Consider the following 16,704-nt stretch of genomic DNA (forward strand, 5'->3'; position numbering starts at 1 on the left):
CGTTACGCCCCTCCCTGGAAGGGAGGGGTTGGGGGTGGGTCGGCCAGTTGGCGGACGCAGCAACCGCCCCATACCAACCCACCCCCGACCCCTCCCTTCCAGGGAGGGGGGAGTTCAGATGCCCGACCTGACGACGATCCTTTCCGCCGAGACCCCGCTGACGCTCTCGGGTGTCCCCACCGGGTTCCAGCCGTCGCTGCTCGCCGATCTCGCGCGCGCGGCGAAGAGCCGGTGCGTGTTCATCGCCCCCGACGAGGCGGCGATGCGTGCGATCGCGTCGACCGCGGCGTTCTTTGCGCCCGACCTGGAGATCGTGCAGTTCCCGGCGTGGGACTGCCTGCCGTACGACCGTGCGTCGCCGACGTTGCGCGTGATGGCGGAGCGGGTCGCGGCGCTGCACCGGCTGCAGGGCAAGCTGAAGGGTCCGCAGCTGCTGCTGACCACCGCCAACGCGGTCACGCAGCGCGTGCTGACGCCGTTCCGCGTCCGCCAGCTGGTTGCGCGGCTTGCGCCCGGCGAGCGGATCGGCCGCGACAAGCTGGCGATGCTGCTGCAAGCGAACGGCTATGTCCGCACCGACACGGTGTACGACCAGGGCGAATATGCGGTCCGCGGCGGGATCGTCGACCTGTATCCGTCGGGCGAGGAGCAGGCGCTGCGGCTCGATTTCTTCGGCGACGAGATCGAATCGGTCCGCACCTTCGACGCGCAGGACCAGCGCACCACCGGGCGGATCGACGGCTTCGTGCTGCTGCCGGCGTCCGAGGCGTTGCTCGACGAGGAGTCGATCAAGCGCTTCCGCAGCCGCTACCGCGAAACGTTCGGCGCGACCGCGACCGGCGATCCGCTGTACCAGGCGGTGTCCGAGGGGCGCCGGATGGCGGGCATGGAGCATTGGCTGCCGCTGTTCGAGGACAAGATGGCGACCTTGTTCGACCATCTGGGCGCCGACGACGTGGTGGTGCGCGACACTGGCGTCGCCGCGGCGGCGGAGAGCCGGTTCGAATCGGTCGCGGACTATTACGAGAACCGCCAGCGCGCCGAGGCGGGGCAGCCGGGCAGCTTCCGCCCGCTGGTCGCGAAGTCGCTGTACCTCGACGACAAGGAATGGGCTGCCGGGCTCGCGGTGACGGTCGCGCACGTCACGACGCCGTTCTACGAGCCCGAGAGCGCGACCGTGCTCGGCTTCGGCGTCGACGGCCCGCGCGACTTCGGTCCCGAGCGCGCGGCGCAGACCAACGTCTATGAGTCAGTGGTCGACCACCTTTCGAAGCTCAGGAAGCTCGGCAAGCGGCCGATCCTCGCCAGCTACTCGGTCGGCGCGCGCGAGCGGCTCGGCAATCTGCTGGCGGACCACGGCCTCCACGGCGGCAAGCATACCGAGACGTGGCAGGAGGCGCTCGCGGTCGCCGATACCGCAAGGAGCGCGGGCGTCGCGCTCGTCGTGCTGCCGCTCGACCATGGCTATACCGCGCCGGGGATCGCGATCCTCACCGAGCAGGACATGCTCGGCGACCGGCTGGTCCACCGCAAGAAGCGCAAGAAGTCCGCCGACGCGTTCCTCGCCGAACTGGCGACGCTGACGCCGGGCGACCTCGTCGTGCATACCGAGCATGGCATCGGGCGCTACGAGGGGCTGACCTCGATCCCCGTCGGCAAGAGCCCGCACGACTGCGTCGCGCTGAGCTATGCCGGCGGCGACAAATTGTACGTGCCGGTCGAGAATATCGACGTCCTCTCGCGCTACGGCTCGTCCGAGGAGGGCGCGACGCTCGACAAGCTCGGCGGCGAAGGCTGGCAGCGTCGCAAGTCGAAGATGAAGGAGCGGATCCGCGAGATCGCGGGCGAACTCATCGCGACCGCGGCGGAACGCGCGCTGCATCCGGGCGACGTGCTGGAGCCCGACCACAGCGGCTACCCCAGTTTCGTCGATCGCTTCCCGTACGAGGAGACCGAGGACCAGGACCGCGCGATCGAGGACGTGCTGGGCGATCTGTCGGCGGGCAAGCCGATGGACCGGCTGATCGTCGGCGACGTCGGCTTCGGCAAGACCGAGGTGGCGCTGCGCGCCGCGTTCGTCGCGGCGATGGGCGGCAAGCAGGTCGCCGTGGTCTGCCCGACCACCCTGCTCGCGCGCCAGCATTACAACAACTTCGTCAGCCGGTTCGAGGGTTTCCCGATGAACATGGGACGCCTCTCGCGGCTGGTGACGGCGAGCGAGGCGAAGGCGACCAGGGAGGGGCTGGCGAACGGCACGATCGACGTCGTGATCGGCACGCACGCGCTGCTGGCCAAGACCATCGACTTCAAGCGGCTCGGGCTCGTCATCGTCGACGAGGAACAGCGGTTCGGCGTGACGCACAAGGAGCGGCTGAAGGGGCTGCGGGCGGACGTCCACATGCTGACGCTGACCGCGACGCCGATCCCGCGCACGCTGCAGATGGCGATGTCGGGGATCCGCGAGCTGTCGGTGATCCAGACGCCGCCGGTCGATCGCCTGGCCGTGCGGACGTACATCATGCCGTTCGATCCGGTGGTGCTGCGCGAGGCGCTGCTCCGCGAACATTATCGCGGCGGGCAGAGCTTCGTCGTAACGCCGCGCGTCGCCGACCTGCCCGACATCGAGGATTTCCTGCGGCAGCAGGTCCCCGAGATCCGCTTCGTCGTCGCGCACGGCCAGATGTCGCCGACCGAGGTCGAGGAGCGGATGTCCGCTTTCTACGACAAGAAGTTCGAGGTGCTCGTCTCGACCACGATCATCGAGAGCGGGATCGACATCGCGAGTGCCAACACGATGATCGTCCACCGTGCCGACCGCTTCGGCCTCGCCCAGCTCTACCAGCTGCGCGGGCGCGTGGGCCGCTCGAAGACGCGCGCGTACGCCTATCTGGTGACGCCGCCCGAGCGGCAGATGAGCGTGACCGCGGAGAAGCGGCTGAAGGTGCTGTCGGATCTCGATTCGCTCGGCGCCGGGTTCCAGCTGGCGAGCCACGATCTCGATATCCGTGGTGCCGGCAACATGCTCGGCGACGAGCAGACCGGGCATATCAAGGAGGTCGGGTTCGAACTCTACCAGGCGATGCTCGAAGAGGCGATCATGGACGCCAAGTCGGGGGGCCTCGCGTCCGCACGCCCGAAGGACTTCTCGCCGCAGATCACGGTCGATGCGCCGATCCTGATCCCGGAAGAGTATGTGCCGGACCTCGACCTGCGCATGGGGCTGTACCGCCGCCTCAACGAACTGGAGGAAGGCCGCGAGATCGAAGCGTTCGCGGCCGAGATGATCGACCGGTTCGGGCCCCTGCCCGATGCCACCGACAATCTGATCCGCGTCATCGAGATCAAGCTGAACGCGAAGCGGGCCTGCGTGTCGAAGATCGACGTGGGGCCGAAGGGGGTGCTGGTGTCGTTCCACAACGACACGCCGCCGAACATCGAGAAGCTGCTGGCCTATGTCGAGCGGCTGAACGGGGTCGCGCGGCTCAGGCCCGACAGCAAGCTGGTGCTGCAGCGGGCGTGGGGCGATCCCAAGGCGCGGCTGCACGGGGCACTGCAGCTGTCGAAAGGGCTGGCAAAGGCAGCGGGGTAAGGCGCCCCCCCGCCCCCGTCATCCCGGGCTCGTCCCCGAAACCAGGGTTCCGGGCGACACCGCTCATGGCCCTGGATGCCGGGACGAGCCCGGCATGACGGAGGGTGCGCGATAAGGCCCCTTCGTCACCCTGGACTTGGTCCGGGGTCCACCGTGCCGCACACTCGATGGCTGGGGGTTTGCGGCGCCGTGGATGCCGGAACACGTCCGGCATGACGGGGACGTTACCGCCCCATGAGCTCCACCAGCGCATCCTCGTCGACCGGTTCGGACAGCAGGAACCCCTGGTACAATTCGCATCCGCCAGCGGCGAGCAGCGCGAGTTGCGCGGGCGTTTCCACCCCTTCGGCGATCACCGCCAGCCCCAGCGAGCGCGCCATGGTGATCGCGCCCGCGACCACGACCCGGTCGCGCGCGGAGCCGTCGATGTCGCGAACCAGCGACTTGTCGATCTTGACGTAGTCGAGTGGAAGCGCCTTGAGATAGGCGAGGCTCGAATAGCCCGTGCCGAAATCGTCGATCGCGATGCGGCAGCCGGCGCCGCGGAGTTCGGCGAGCAGCGCGGACGCCTTGGCCAGGTCCTGGATCAGCCCGGTCTCGGTGATCTCGATCGTCAGGCGGCCCCGCGGAAACCCGCTCGCTTCGATCCGCGCGAGGAACAGGACGGCGAACCCGGGGCGCGCGATGTCCGCCGCCGACAGGTTGAGCGAGACCCGGAGCGTGCCGAGCGCCGCCGGCCACGCCATCGCGCGCGCCAGTACCAGCTGCTGGATATGGTCGGACAGTGCGACACCCAGGTCCGCGCGATCGGCCGCGGCGAACAGCGCGTCGGCGCCGAGCGCGCCGAGCGTGCGGTGGTTCCACCGGGCCAGCGCCTCGACCCCGGTGACGCGGCCGCTGGCGATCTCGACCTGCGGCTGGAAGCGGACGTCGATCTCGTCGCGTTCGATCGCGTGATGCAGCTCGATCGCCAGCGCGTCGAGCGGCACGACCCCGTCGGGCAGCGCGATGTGCAGCATCGCACCATCGCTCGCTTTGGCGGCGACCAGCGCCTCGCTGGCGCGGCGCAGCAGCGTGGGCGCGTCCTCGCCCGGTTGTGCCTCCGCGACGCCGAATCGGCAGCCGAGCACGGCCAGCGCGTCGGCAACCGCGAACGGCCGCGCGAGTGCCGCGTCCAGCGCGGTGATCGTCCGTGTCACCGCCGCCCCCTCCGCCTCGGCGACCAGCACGAACTCCGCACCGCCGAGCCGCGCGACCATCGCGGCGGCGCCCAGATGCTCGCACGCGACCGCGTCGGCACGGCGGATCGCCGCCTCGATCAATGCATCGACCGCGGGGCGGCCATGCGCGGCATTGACGATATCGAGCCGCGACAGCGCGATGAGCACCGCAACGACGGGTCGCGCATCGTCCAGCCGCGCGGCGATCCAGCGTCGCGCGTCGCCCGCGTCGCGGTCGTGCCGCCAGCCACCGGGTACCACGCGCCGTTCGATGGGCACGCCGGCCGCACGCGCGGCATGACGCCCGGCATAGCGCAGCGCCTGGACCAGCTCGGCGTCGCCGAACGGGTCCAGCAGGAACTGCGTCGCCCCCGCCTCGAAGAACGCGCCGATCGCGTCGGCGTCGTCGCGCGACACCAGCACGACGAGCGCATCGCCGTTCGCAGCGATCGCGGCACCCAGCGCCTGCGTCGCTGCCAGCCCCTGGTCGAGCGCCCCGCGCGCGTCGATCACCGCCACCGCCGCACCGCTTGCCAGATACGCCGCGGCGACGTCGTCGGCCCGCGCGCGCACCTCTGCCTGCCACCCGGCGCCCGCGGCTATATCGGCAATCGTGTCGCTTTCGCGGAACGATAGCGCGAACAGCGACGTTGCCCCTGGCATGTCCACATATTCGATCGCACCCTCTCCCATCGGTGCGAGCCTAGCCGCCGCATCGGCCACCGCCAATGCAGGAACGCACTTGTCCGGCACGCCCGCGCACCTTAGCTCCGACGGCATGAACGCTGCACCCACCACGCTCGACAAGCCGATGGTGGACACGCACGGCCGCACCATACGCTATCTGCGCATCTCGGTCACCGACCGGTGCGACCTGCGCTGCCGCTACTGCATGTCCGAAAAGATGACCTTCCTGCCGAAATCCAAGCTGATGAGCCTGGAGGAGATCGCGGTCGTCTCCGAACGGTTCATTGCGCGCGGCGTGACCAAGATCCGGTTGTCGGGCGGCGAACCGCTGGTGCGGCGCGACGTCGGCGAGCTCGTGCAGCGGCTGGGGCGGCACGTCGGCTCGGGTCTGGAAGAGCTGACGATGACGACCAACGGCACGCGGCTCGCCGAGCATGCGCAGCAGATGGTCGATGCGGGCATCCGCCGCGTCAATGTCAGCATGGACAGCCTCGACCCCGACCGCTTCCGCTACATCACGCGCCACGGCGACGTCGCGCAGGTGATCGGCGGGATCAAGGCGGGGCGTGACGCCGGCCTCGCCATCAAGATCAATATGGTCGCGCTCAAGGGCCTCAACGAGGACGAGATCGCGCCGATGCTCGCCTGGTGCCGCGACGAAGGCTTCGACCTGTCGCTGATCGAGACGATGCCGCTGGGCGCGGTCGACGAGGATCGCACCGACCGCTTCCTGCCGCTGACCAAGGTGTTCGACGATCTGGGCCGGCAGTTCACGCTGACCCGCGATGCGCGGACCACGGGCGGCCCGGCCCGCTACTGGCGGGTCGATGGCGGCCCGACGCGGCTCGGGCTGATCTCGCCGCTGACCGCCAATTTCTGCGACGGGTGCAACCGGGTCCGCCTGACCACCGAAGGCAAATTGTACATGTGCCTCGGCCATGACGACCAGGTCGACCTGAAGCAGGCGCTGCGCGACGGCGGGATCGACGGGCTCGACGCAGCGATCGATGCCGGGCTCTATGCCAAGCCCAAGCGCCACGACTTCCAGATCGGCACGCCCGCGGTTTCCCGGCACATGAGCGTCACCGGCGGATGATCTATACGCGGCGCGCGCTGGTGGCCTCGTCGACCGCGCAGGCGCGCGAGGCGGAGGTCCAGCTCGCCGACATGGGCGACTGGGTCGACGTCGAGGATGCCGAAGTGATCATCGCGCTCGGCGGCGACGGCTTCATGCTGCAGACGCTGCACGCGATGCTCGAGCGCCGGAAGCCCGTCGTCCCGGTGTTCGGGATGAATCTCGGCACGGTCGGCTTCCTGATGAACGAATGGCGCCACCACGGGCTCGACGACCGGCTGGAGCGGGCGAAGTCGTTCAAGGTGACCCCGCTCAAGATGACCGCGACCGGCGTCGACGGTCGCGTCCACACGCTGCCCGCGATCAACGAGGTGTCGCTACTACGCGAGACGCGCCAGACCGCGAAGCTCGAGGTCGCGGTCAACGACCGCGTCGTGCTGCCCGAACTCGCCTGCGACGGCATCCTCGCCGCCACCCCGGCGGGATCGACCGCGTACAACCTGTCCGCGCAGGGGCCGATCCTGCCGCTCGGCTCGGGGATGATCGCCCTCACCCCGATCAGCCCGTTCCGCCCGCGGCGCTGGCGCGGCGCGATCCTGCCCGACAAGGCGCGGATCGGCATCCGCGTGCTCGACGCGGGCAAGCGCCCGGTTTCCGCGGTCGCCGACCAGCGCGAGATCCGCGACGTCGCGCAGGTCGATATCTGCATGGACCGCGCGCGCGAGCTGACCCTGCTGTTCGATCCCGAGCATGCGCTCGACGACCGAATCACGATGGAACAGTTCGCAGCGTAACATTCTGACAGAAAGCCGCTTGCATCCTCCGGTCGGCCAGTTATAGAGCCGCCTCCGGCAACGGTCCCTGATAGCTCAGCGGTAGAGCTCTCGACTGTTAATCGAGTGGTCGTAGGTTCGAATCCTACTCAGGGAGCCAGTTGCCGGCCTCCACCATCGCGATCAGATCGCTGGGAACGACGCCGTCAGGCGAAGCCCCAGGACCACGACGTCGGCGTTTCGGCTGCCCGATGCGCCGACGATGTATTGCAGGTCGGGCTGGATGCGGAGATGCGGCAGGACCGCGTCGGAATAGGTCAGTTCGAACCCCGTCTCGGTCCCCGACACCCTGGCGTGGCCATGCCGGGCCTGCGTGCAGTATCGGGTCGACAGCACGCCCTGGTTGATTCCGAACGACAGCTGTTCCTCGGGTCGGCGCGGAACGAGGCCGCCGAGGAGGATGCCCACCTGCCAGCCGCCGCGATAGGACGTCGTCACGCCGTCCGACACCCCGACCCGCGCGAACAGGCTGACGCTCGCGCCCTGGTCGTCGCCGTCGCGTAACGGATAGTCGAGAAGCCCGTAGCCGCCTTGTGCGACTGCGCCCGCCTGGCGCCGCGTGTAGCGCCAATAGCCGGCGGCGACCTTGATGCGGCCGCCATGCCCCGCCTCGACGATGAGCAGTGCGCCCTTGTGCATCGACAGGTCCAGCGTGTGATGCGCGCCGATGACCCCGGTCCGCGCGTTGACCGCCGCCGCCTGGAGATAAGCGGATTTCCCTGCGGTGATCGGGAGCCGCGCCATCAGCGCGGTTTCCGGGAAGATCGACGCGCCGTTGGGTCTCGATGCGGCAAGCTCGGATCCGATCCCGAACGCAGGCGCGATCAGCAGCCCGGCGGACTCGTTCTGGTAGTATTCGGCGTTGAGATCGGCGAGGCCCGCCAGGAGCGCGACATGGCCGGTTGCCATGCGCTGCTCAATCCAGGCTTCGTAGAGCTTGGTCGCGGCCTGACTCAGCTCGATATTGTCGATGCCCTGCACGGTGCCGGCCAGGTCGTTCGGCCGCCCTCCCTCCCCCGCTCAGCAGATGCACCCGGGCCCGCGCGCCGGTCCAGCCGACCAGTGCCCCCAGATCGGCATCAGCTGCGACCTCTAGGTCGCGCAGAAGCCGGACGCCGTGCGCGTCGCCGCCCGCGACACCGATCATGTCGGCGACCGCCCGTGCCTCGACCACCACCGGCGGATCGGCGCGCGGCGCCTGCGCGGCAGCGACCGCGACATGCGCGAGACTGGCACCTGCGAGCATCGAGGCGAGCGAGCGATATCGGGCACGATGCACCTCCTGCGCGGCGGTCCTCCTGCATTATAGGGCGCGGTTCGGGCGCGCCTTGGCGATGCACAGGATTTGGCGCGCCGTCGCCCGCCGGGACCGCGGCCCGCCTACAATGGGGGGACGTGACGCCCGACGTGCCGCCGATCCCGGTGGCGCCGGCGCTCATCCGACGCGAGGCAGTGCATGACGGTCTTCAGCAACATCTCGATCCAGGCGAAGATAGTGTCGGCGATCGGCTTGATGGCCGCGCTGTGCCTGTTCATCGCCGGGTTCGGGGCCCACCAGATCACGATCCTGAACGCGACGAGCAGCGGGCTGATCACCAACCAGGCGGAGAGCCTGCGGCTCGCGGCGCTGGCCGACCAGAATGCGAGCACGCTGCAGCAGGAGACGCTGCAATGGATCCTCGCCACCGATCCCGGCGAGGCGCCCCTGTGGCGTGCCAGGATCGCGAAGGGGGTCGGGTCGCTGAAGGCCAAGATCGACCGGTTGCGGCCGCTGGTCCGCGGGTCGGACGTCGCCCGCTTCGAGGTGATCGAGGCGAGCTTCGCGCGCTACCGGGACGGCATCGTGCCGCTCGAACGGATCCTGGCGACCAACGACCGGCGCGAGGCGGAACACCAGATGGATCGCTTCTCGACCCCCGCCTATGACAGGATGCACGGCGCGCTGTCCGGCCTCGTCGAGAACCAGCGCCGCAACCTCGCCGCCGGGCATGCCGAGATGCAGGCTGCGGGGCGGATGACGTGGCGGACGCTGATCGGCGTGGCGATCGGCGGGCTGGTCGTGCTCGGCGGGATCGTCCTCGCCATGGTGCGGGTGCAGATCGCGAACCCGGTCCGCCGGATGACGGCATCGATGGACGCGCTGGCGGCCGGTGACACCGGGATCGAGATCGAGGGGACCTATCGCCGCGACGAACTGGGGGCGATGGCGCGCGCGGTGCTCGTGTTCCGCGACGCCGCCCGCACCCAGGCGACGGCACAGCGCGACAAGGCAGCGCAGGAGGCCGCGCAGAAGCTGGTGGTCGACACGATGGAGGACGCGCTGGTGACGCTGGCCGCGGGCGATCTCGCCAAGGACATCGCGGTCGCGTTCCCGGAGGATTATGCGGGCGTGAAGACCAACTTCAACGCGGCGCTCGCCAATCTGCGGAGCCTGGTCGGCGGCGTCACGGGAAGCGCGGCGGGGATCCGGACCGGCTCGCAGGAGATCGCGCAGGCCTCGGAGGACCTCGCGCGCCGGACCGAGGGCAACGCCGCCAGCCTGGAGGAAACCAGCGCCGCGCTGGCGCAGATCGACACGCGACTGCAGGCAACCGCGCGGTCGTCAGGCGAGACTGTGGTCCGTGCCGACCAGGCGATTGCCACGGTCGGCGGCGGGCGCGCGACCGCCGAGGAAGCCGTCGCCGCGATGGGCCGCGTCAGCGACAGCGCCAAGGGCATCGACAGCGTGATCGAAGGGCTCGACAAGATCGCGTTCCAGACGCGCGTGCTGGCGATGAACGCCGCGGTCGAGGCGGGACGTGCGGGGGATGCGGGTCGCGGGTTCGCGGTGGTCGCCGATCTCGTCTCGGCGCTGGCGATGCGCGCCGAGGAGGAGGCGAAGCGCGCGCGCGACCAGCTGACGCTGACGCAGACCGACATCGTCACTGCGGTGCAGGCGGTGCAGAAGGTCGACGGCGCGCTGGCGAACATCTCGAACGACGTCGGCGAGGTCCACAAGCTGCTCGGCACGATGGCCGAGGATGCCGCCGCACAGTCCACTGCGATCACCCAGATCACCACCGCGATCAGCGAGATGGATCGATCGACCCAGCAGAACGCCGCGATGGTCGAGGAGACCTCGGCGGCGGCCCGCAACCTGACGAGCGAGGTCACCGCGCTGGCGGACCATGCCGCGATGTTCAAGACGCACGATGCCGCGATCGCTGCCCGGGCGCCTGTCGCGGCCCCCTCGCGCGCCCTGCCCGGAAAGGCGAAAGCCCCGCCCGCGGCGGCCCGGCACGCCCCCGCGGCGCCGCCCGCCCCCAAGCCCGACCCCACGCCTGTGGCAAAGCCCGCACCAAAGGCCGTTGAGCGGACCATGCAGCTGGACGATGCCGACGAATGGAGCGCGTTCTAGACGCGGACGTGCTCGCGCAATCCGGGAACACCTGGAACGCTACAGATACGCAGGAACCTGGCTGGGGCGGCAGGGTTCGAACCTGCGAATGGCGGCATCAAAAGCCGCTGCCTTACCACTTGGCGACGCCCCACCGGGAGGCGGCCTTATAGCGGGGCTTGCCGGTGTGAAAAGCCCCGATCGGCCGCGCCGCCGGAATGACTCAGTCGAGCCGGCGCAGCCAGCCATGCGGGTCGGGTGCGGTCCCGCGCTGGATCGCGACCAGCGCGGCGTGCATGCGCATCGTCAGCTGGCCGGGGCCGCCGCTGCCGATCGTGAACTCGCCCTCGGGCGAGGCGACCTTGCCGATCGGCGTCACCACCGCCGCGGTGCCGCAGGCGAACGCCTCGACCAGCCGGCCGCTCGTCGCGTCGGCGCGCCACTGGTCGATCGAATAGAGCTCCTCGCGTGCGTCGACGCCCTGCGCGCGGGCGAGCGTCAGGATCGAATCGCGGGTGATGCCGGGCAGGATCGTGCCGGTCAGCGGCGGCGTCACGATGCTGCCGTCGTCGAACACGAAGAACACGTTCATGCCGCCCAGTTCCTCGACATATTTGCGCTCGCGCGCGTCGAGGAAGACGACCTGATCGTAGCCGCGACGGATCGCCTCGGCCTGCGCGACCAGGCTGGTCGCATAGTTGCCGCCGCACTTCGCTTCGCCGGTGCCGCCGGGCGCGGCGCGCGTGTAGTCCTGCGAGACCCAGAGCGACACGGTCGACGCGCCGTTCTTCCAATAGGTGCCGACCGATGAGGCGAGCACCATGTAGAGATATTCCGCCGACGGCTTCACGCCCAGGAACACCTCGGACGCGAACATGAACGGGCGCAGGTACAGCGCGCCGCCGTCGCTCTCGGGGATCCAGTCGGCATCGGTGCGGACCAGCCGCTCGATCGATTCGAGGAACAGCGCCTCGGGAATCTCGGGCATCGCCATCCGCTGCGCCGAGCGGTTGAAGCGGCGGGCGTTCGCCTCGGGCCGGAACAGCGCGGTGCCGCCGTCCGCCAGCCGATACGCCTTCATCCCCTCGAAGATCTCCTGCGCGTAATGCAGCACGGAGGACGCCGGATCGATCGAGAGCGGCGCGCGCGCGGTGATCTGCGCGTCGTGCCAGCCCTTGGTCTCGCTATAGCGAATCAGCGCCATGTGATCGGTGAAGACGCGCCCGAAACCGGGATCGATCAGTCGCTTGGCGCGCTCGTTGGCGTCGACCGGCGTCGCGTTCGGTTCGTGACGGAACACAGCGGAGACGGCGGCTGACACGGCAGATGTGATCGCGGACATCATTTTCTCTCTCGTGGCGGGTTGCAGACGCCTACGGGCGATGGCTAAACCGGTCAACATGGCTGCCCAAGCATCATCCGCCTCCCCCCTGTTCCTTCGTGAAGCCGAACTCCGCCGAGGCATGGAACTCCTGTACTTCGGGCACAGTCACCTGACCCGATCGGTCGACCAGGGACTGGCGGACGAGGGGCTCGGCCGGGCGCATCACCGCGCGCTCTATTTCATCGCGCGCAAGCCCGACATGACGGTCAGCGAACTGCTGTCGCTGCTCGCGATTACCAAACAGTCGCTGGGCCGCGTGCTCAACGAACTGGTTGATCGCAAGCTGGTCGAAATCCGCGCCGGCGAACGCGATCGCCGCCAACGCCTGCTGCGCCTGACGCCCGAAGGCGCGACGATGGAAAGCGAACTGTTCGAGGCGGTGCGCGAGCGGATGTCGGCCGCCTATGCGAGCGCCGGGCAGGCTGCGGTCTCCGGCTTCTGGGCAGTGCTCGAAGGCCTTGTCCCCGAAAGCGAGCGTCGTCAAGTGATGAACCTGCGGGGCTGATCGGCCCCGGTCGAATTTACCGGCGCGCCGCCGCCGCCATCTCGGCGTTGCGCGCCGCCGATGCCGCCAGCGTATCGGTCAGCAGCCCGACCAGCGCATCGTCACGATCCAGGACGTTCAGCCCCGCCCGCGTCGACCCGCCGGGGCTCGCGACACGGTCGGCCAACACCGCAGGCGACTCCTCGGCCGCCGCCGCCATGATTGCCGAGCCCTCCAGCGTCGCGATCGCGAGGCGCGCCGCCTGGTCCGCGGGCAGTCCCAGCGCCGCGCCCGCCGTCGCCAGCGCATCGGCGAAGCGGAACACGAACCCGGGGCCGCACCCCGCAAGCGCAGTCACCGCGTCGAAATGGCGCTCGTCCGCGATCCACTCGTAATGCCCGAGCAGCGAGGCGAGCGCCTCGACCTCCATGACCGCGGCGGCATCGCCACCCGCGGTGTACAAAGTCGTCACGCCCTTGCCGATCGCGACCGGCAGGTTGGGCATGGCGCGCACGATCGTCTCGGCGGCGAAGCGCTCGGCCAGCGTCGCATGGTCCACACCGGCGAGAATCGACACCAGCAGCCGGATCCGCCCGCCGAGCGGCGCGAGCAACGCCTGCGCGGCGTCGATCTGCTGCGGCTTCAGCGCGAGCATCACGGTATCGGGCACCGGCTCGTCGGGTATCGCGGTCAGCGATCGCACGCCCTCCGGTGCGCCGGTGCCGCTGCGCGTGATCACCGTCACCCGCGCCGGGTCCAGGCCGGCCGCGATCCAGCGACGCAGCATCGCGCCGCCCATATTGCCGCACCCGATCAGCCAGATCGGACCGGTATCGGCCAGGATCATGCCTCGCCCTGCGTCTCGATCAGCGCGGCGGCGAGCGCATCCTTGGGGCTCTTGCCGCCCCAGAGAACGAACTGGAAGACCGGGTAGAAGCGCTCGCACTCCTCGATCGCCGATTCGACCAGCAGTTCGGCGGTCGTCAGCGACATCGTCCCGTCGTCGCCGCCATCGACCATCGCGGCATGACGGAACAACAGGATGCCGCTCGCCGACCAGAGCTCGAAATGCCCGATCCAGAGCTGTTCGTTGACCAGCCCGATCGTCTCGTACACCGACGCGCGGCGTTCGTCGGTCACCTTGATGTCGGGAAAGGCCAGGAACTGCAGCACGCTGTCGTCCTCGCGCCACAGCGCGCGGAGCTCGTACGTCGTCCAGCTGCCCTTGACGGTCGCGACGATCTCGTCGTCGTGCCGTTCGTGCTCCCAGCCATGCGCGGCATAGTAGGTCTCGAGCATGTCGATCGGCGCGGCGTCGTCGGGGTCATGGTCGGCTTGGTCGAGCATCATCACGTCCGGGCGGTCCTCTTCACGCACCCGAAGGTGCCGCCACGAACCCGCGCCGACAACCCCTTGCGGCTGACCGTCTCTAAAACCTGTGGAAAAGTCAGGCGTCGGTCCTCGTGCGGGCTTCGATGGCATCGAGTCGGGCCTTGAGCACTTCGGCCTCGTCACGCGCCGCCGCGGCCATCGCCTTGACCGCCTCGAACTCGTCGCGGCTGACGAAGTCCAGCCCGCCGATCCATTCGCGCGCACGCGTCCGCGCGCCGCTCTCGGCCTCGCGGCTGACGCCCGCGATGGTCCCGGCAGCGCCGTTCACGAACTTCACCAAATCGTCGAAAATGCGGTTCTCGGACTGCATGGGCTTTACCTTACTCTAGTCTGTCACAGCATTTGGGACGTGCGCGCGGCCGGCACAAGGGTTTCGGCATTCGGGTTGAGCCGCCCGATCCCGAAGGTGAGCAGCCCCGCAAAGCTGATCCAGACCATATACGGGACCATCAGCCACGCCGCCAGCGTGCGGATGCGGCCGAACAGGATCGTGGTGGCGATCGACAGCACCAGCATCACGACGATCACCAGAACCGCGGCGCCGACCCGGTGCGCGCCGAAGAACAACGGCGTCCAGGCAAGGTTGAAGGCGAACTGCGCCACGAACAGGCAGACCGCGAGACCGCGTCCGCGCGCGCCGCGTGCGTTGAGGATCATCGCCAGCGCCAGTCCGAGCATGACGTACAGCGTGGTCCAGGCGACCGGGAATACCCAGCCCGGGGGCGTCAGCGCCGGCTTCACCAGCGCAACATACCAGGGGTTGTCGTTGCCGACGGTCACCGATCGACCCGCCGCGAAGCCGAGCAACAGGATCAGGGGCACGGTCACGACCGCACAGCGGAGGAACGACATCCGCAACTGGTTCTTCGAAGCGATGCCGCCCACGCGTTTCCTTCCGTCGTTCGTCCGCGTCGTCCTGCCGCGCAGATGCCGATCCGTAAACCTCGTATCGGGTGCAATCGTTCCGCTAGTGGTTCATTCCCGCACAGTCGGGGCGCCCGAGGCCGCGATCAGATACTCGACATTGCCCTCCGGGCCGGTGATCGGGCTCTCGACCACGCCGGCGACATGCCAGCCCTGCCCGGTCAGCCAGGCCGCGACCTCGTCGCAGACGCGCGTGCGGACCGCATCGTCGCGCACCACGCCGCCCTTGCCGACTTCGCCGCGCCCGGCCTCGAACTGCGGCTTGACCAGCGCCATCAGCCGCGCGTCGGGCTTGGCGAAAGTCATCGGGCGCTCGAGCACCTTGGCGAGGCCGATGAAGCTCGCATCGCAGACGATCAGGTCGACGCTTTCCGTGATCTGCGCATCGGTCAGGATGCGCGCGCTGGTCTGTTCGTGGACGACGACGCGCGGGTCCTGCCGCAGCTTCCACGCAAGCTGGTTGGTGCCGCTGTCGACCGCGAACACGCGCGCCGCGCCGCGCGAGAGCATCACGTCGGTGAAGCCGCCCGTCGAGGACCCGACGTCGATCGCCACCGCGCCGGTCACGTCCCAGCCGAAATGATCGAGGCCGTGCGCCAGCTTGATCCCGCCGCGCGACACCCAGGGATGATCGCGCCCGCGCACGTCGAGTACGACGTCGTCGGCGAGCGTCTGGCCCGACTTCTCGACCTTGGTGGTCCCGGCGAACACGAGGCCCGCCATCACCAGCGCCTGCGCACGGGTGCGCGACTCGGCTAGCCCCCGATCGACGAGCATCTGGTCCACGCGCTGCTTTGCCATGGCCCCCTATCGCCGCCGCATCCGGCCGCCGCAAGCTGCCTTCGTTCGGCCGCAATTCAATTGCCCACCGGATCGGTAGGATTATCTTCGGGACCACGACAAGCCGTGGAGAAGGAGCAACGCTGTGTGTAGTTTCGCACCGTACGACGCCGTCCATCCGACGATCCTGACCGTGCCGGGGCTCGGCGGCTCCGGCCCCTCGCACTGGCAGAGCCTGTGGGAACAGGCCCGCCCCGACACCGTCCGCGTCGAGCTCGGCATGTGGACGACGCCGCATCGCAACGCCTGGGTGACCCGGCTCGACGAGGCGATCCGGCTTGCCGAGGCGCCGGTGATCCTGGCCGCGCACAGCCTCGGCTGTCTCGCGGTCGCGTGGTGGGCCGAACTCAGCCCGCAGCCCTATGGCTGGCCGGTAGCCGGCGCGCTGCTGGTCGCGCCCGCCGATGTCGATCGCCCCGATGCGCAGGGCGAATTGCGGGGCTTCGCGCCTAGTCCCCGGACGCCGCTTCCCTTCCCCTCGATCGTCGTCGCCAGCAGCGACGATCCATGGATCACCCCCGAGCGCGCGCACAGCCTCGCCGCCGACTGGGGCAGCCACTTCGTCGACGCGGGCCCGCAAGGGCACCTCAACGCTGCGAGCGGGATCGGCTGGTGGCGCGAAGGCCAGGACCTGCTCGACCGCGTGATCGCGGCAGGCGGATCGAAGGGGCATCCGCTCAGCCCCGGCGATGCGCGGTCTGTGCTGGCGGTGAATGCGACGGACGCCGCGCATGCGCATTATCTGGGGGGCTGACGGCGAGGCGGGCCGTGTTTCTCGCGCAACGCCCACCACCCCATCGTCATCCCAGCGAAGGCTGGGATCTCCCGTGGCGGAGGCGGCACGTCACCGCGGGAGACCCCAGCCTGCGCTGGGGTGACGGGTCTTGTTCTGGCGGATTC

At 69.3% G+C, this 16,704-nt stretch carries 15 protein-coding genes and 2 tRNA genes; 7 read left to right on the plus strand and 10 right to left on the minus strand.

All coding sequences use genetic code 11. The features are described from left to right. Positions 1 to 118: 118 nt before the first annotated feature. Positions 119 to 3,589: a transcription-repair coupling factor gene (gene mfd, locus FSB78_RS06670; protein ID WP_147081148.1), complete on the plus strand. Its 3,471-nt coding sequence runs from the start codon at positions 119 to 121 to the stop codon at positions 3,587 to 3,589. Between the two features lie 224 nt (positions 3,590 to 3,813). On the opposite strand, the gene FSB78_RS06675 is transcribed toward mfd, so the two are convergent. Further along, on the minus strand, positions 3,814 to 5,562 hold the full coding sequence (locus FSB78_RS06675; protein ID WP_338419958.1) for a putative bifunctional diguanylate cyclase/phosphodiesterase: 1,749 nt from the start codon (positions 5,560 to 5,562) through the stop codon (positions 3,814 to 3,816). A 25-nt stretch (positions 5,563 to 5,587) separates the two neighbouring features. Between FSB78_RS06675 and moaA the strand changes: the two genes are divergently transcribed. From moaA to FSB78_RS06690, 3 genes are all read left to right on the plus strand, one after another. Next, positions 5,588 to 6,592: a GTP 3',8-cyclase MoaA gene (gene moaA / locus FSB78_RS06680; RefSeq protein WP_147081150.1), complete on the plus strand. Its 1,005-nt coding sequence runs from the start codon at positions 5,588 to 5,590 to the stop codon at positions 6,590 to 6,592. Continuing rightward, a complete protein-coding gene (locus FSB78_RS06685; protein ID WP_147081152.1) occupies positions 6,589 to 7,365 on the plus strand; it encodes an NAD kinase in 777 nt (258 codons plus the stop codon). The genes moaA and FSB78_RS06685 overlap by 4 nt, the downstream gene beginning before the upstream one ends. 64 nt (positions 7,366 to 7,429) lie before the next feature. Beyond that, a tRNA-Asn gene (locus tag FSB78_RS06690) sits at positions 7,430 to 7,504 on the plus strand. Between the two features lie 23 nt (positions 7,505 to 7,527). Here FSB78_RS06690 and FSB78_RS06695 read toward each other — a convergent pair. Together FSB78_RS06695 and FSB78_RS19455 are read right to left on the minus strand one after the other, a co-directional pair. Next, positions 7,528 to 8,385 (minus strand): carbohydrate porin, encoded by an 858-nt coding sequence (locus FSB78_RS06695; RefSeq protein ID WP_242008082.1) that lies wholly within the window; start codon positions 8,383 to 8,385, stop codon positions 7,528 to 7,530. Next, on the minus strand, positions 8,321 to 8,683 hold the full coding sequence (locus FSB78_RS19455) for a hypothetical protein (RefSeq protein WP_242008084.1): 363 nt from the start codon (positions 8,681 to 8,683) through the stop codon (positions 8,321 to 8,323). Before FSB78_RS19455 ends, FSB78_RS06695 begins: the two co-directional genes overlap by 65 nt. Before the next feature lie 177 nt (positions 8,684 to 8,860). On the opposite strand from FSB78_RS19455, the gene FSB78_RS06700 reads away from it, so the two are divergent. After that, positions 8,861 to 10,801 carry a HAMP domain-containing methyl-accepting chemotaxis protein gene (locus tag FSB78_RS06700; RefSeq protein ID WP_147081155.1) on the plus strand — a complete coding sequence of 647 codons (1,941 nt, stop codon included), beginning with the start codon at positions 8,861 to 8,863 and terminating at the stop codon, positions 10,799 to 10,801. Positions 10,802 to 10,859: 58 nt separating this feature from the next. Here the strand turns inward: FSB78_RS06700 and FSB78_RS06705 are convergent. After that, positions 10,860 to 10,934: transfer RNA gene (locus tag FSB78_RS06705), tRNA-Gln, on the minus strand. Between the two features lie 69 nt (positions 10,935 to 11,003). Beyond that, entirely contained in the window at positions 11,004 to 12,122 is a 1,119-nt protein-coding gene (locus FSB78_RS06710; protein WP_147081157.1) for a branched-chain amino acid aminotransferase, read from the minus strand. A gap of 121 nt (positions 12,123 to 12,243) precedes the next feature. Between FSB78_RS06710 and FSB78_RS06715 the strand changes: the two genes are divergently transcribed. Beyond that, positions 12,244 to 12,669: a MarR family transcriptional regulator gene (locus FSB78_RS06715; RefSeq protein WP_422396678.1), complete on the plus strand. Its 426-nt coding sequence runs from the start codon at positions 12,244 to 12,246 to the stop codon at positions 12,667 to 12,669. A gap of 16 nt (positions 12,670 to 12,685) precedes the next feature. Here FSB78_RS06715 and FSB78_RS06720 read toward each other — a convergent pair whose 3' ends face one another. From FSB78_RS06720 to FSB78_RS06740, 5 genes are all read right to left on the minus strand, one after another. Then, positions 12,686 to 13,495, minus strand: coding sequence for a pyrroline-5-carboxylate reductase family protein (locus FSB78_RS06720; RefSeq protein ID WP_147081159.1), 810 nt, complete (start codon positions 13,493 to 13,495; stop codon positions 12,686 to 12,688). Continuing rightward, positions 13,492 to 13,998: a type III secretion system chaperone family protein gene (locus FSB78_RS06725; protein WP_422396725.1), complete on the minus strand. Its 507-nt coding sequence runs from the start codon at positions 13,996 to 13,998 to the stop codon at positions 13,492 to 13,494. Before FSB78_RS06725 ends, FSB78_RS06720 begins: the two co-directional genes overlap by 4 nt. 97 nt (positions 13,999 to 14,095) lie before the next feature. Continuing rightward, positions 14,096 to 14,350 (minus strand): accessory factor UbiK family protein, encoded by a 255-nt coding sequence (locus tag FSB78_RS06730; RefSeq protein WP_147081162.1) that lies wholly within the window; start codon positions 14,348 to 14,350, stop codon positions 14,096 to 14,098. 23 nt (positions 14,351 to 14,373) lie between these two features. Next, positions 14,374 to 14,892: a TspO/MBR family protein gene (locus FSB78_RS06735; RefSeq protein ID WP_147084063.1), complete on the minus strand. Its 519-nt coding sequence runs from the start codon at positions 14,890 to 14,892 to the stop codon at positions 14,374 to 14,376. Between the two features lie 123 nt (positions 14,893 to 15,015). Next, the gene (locus FSB78_RS06740; RefSeq protein WP_199743128.1) at positions 15,016 to 15,765 is read right to left on the minus strand and encodes a TlyA family RNA methyltransferase; all 750 of its coding nucleotides are present in this window, start codon (positions 15,763 to 15,765) and stop codon (positions 15,016 to 15,018) included. A gap of 124 nt (positions 15,766 to 15,889) precedes the next feature. Between FSB78_RS06740 and FSB78_RS06745 the strand changes: the two genes are divergently transcribed. Further along, positions 15,890 to 16,558: an RBBP9/YdeN family alpha/beta hydrolase gene (locus FSB78_RS06745; RefSeq protein ID WP_147081164.1), complete on the plus strand. Its 669-nt coding sequence runs from the start codon at positions 15,890 to 15,892 to the stop codon at positions 16,556 to 16,558. The last annotated feature ends 146 nt before the right edge of the window (positions 16,559 to 16,704 follow it).

The organism is Sphingomonas ginsenosidivorax (assembly GCF_007995065.1).
Taxonomy (GTDB): Bacteria; Pseudomonadota; Alphaproteobacteria; order Sphingomonadales; family Sphingomonadaceae; genus Sphingomonas; species Sphingomonas ginsenosidivorax.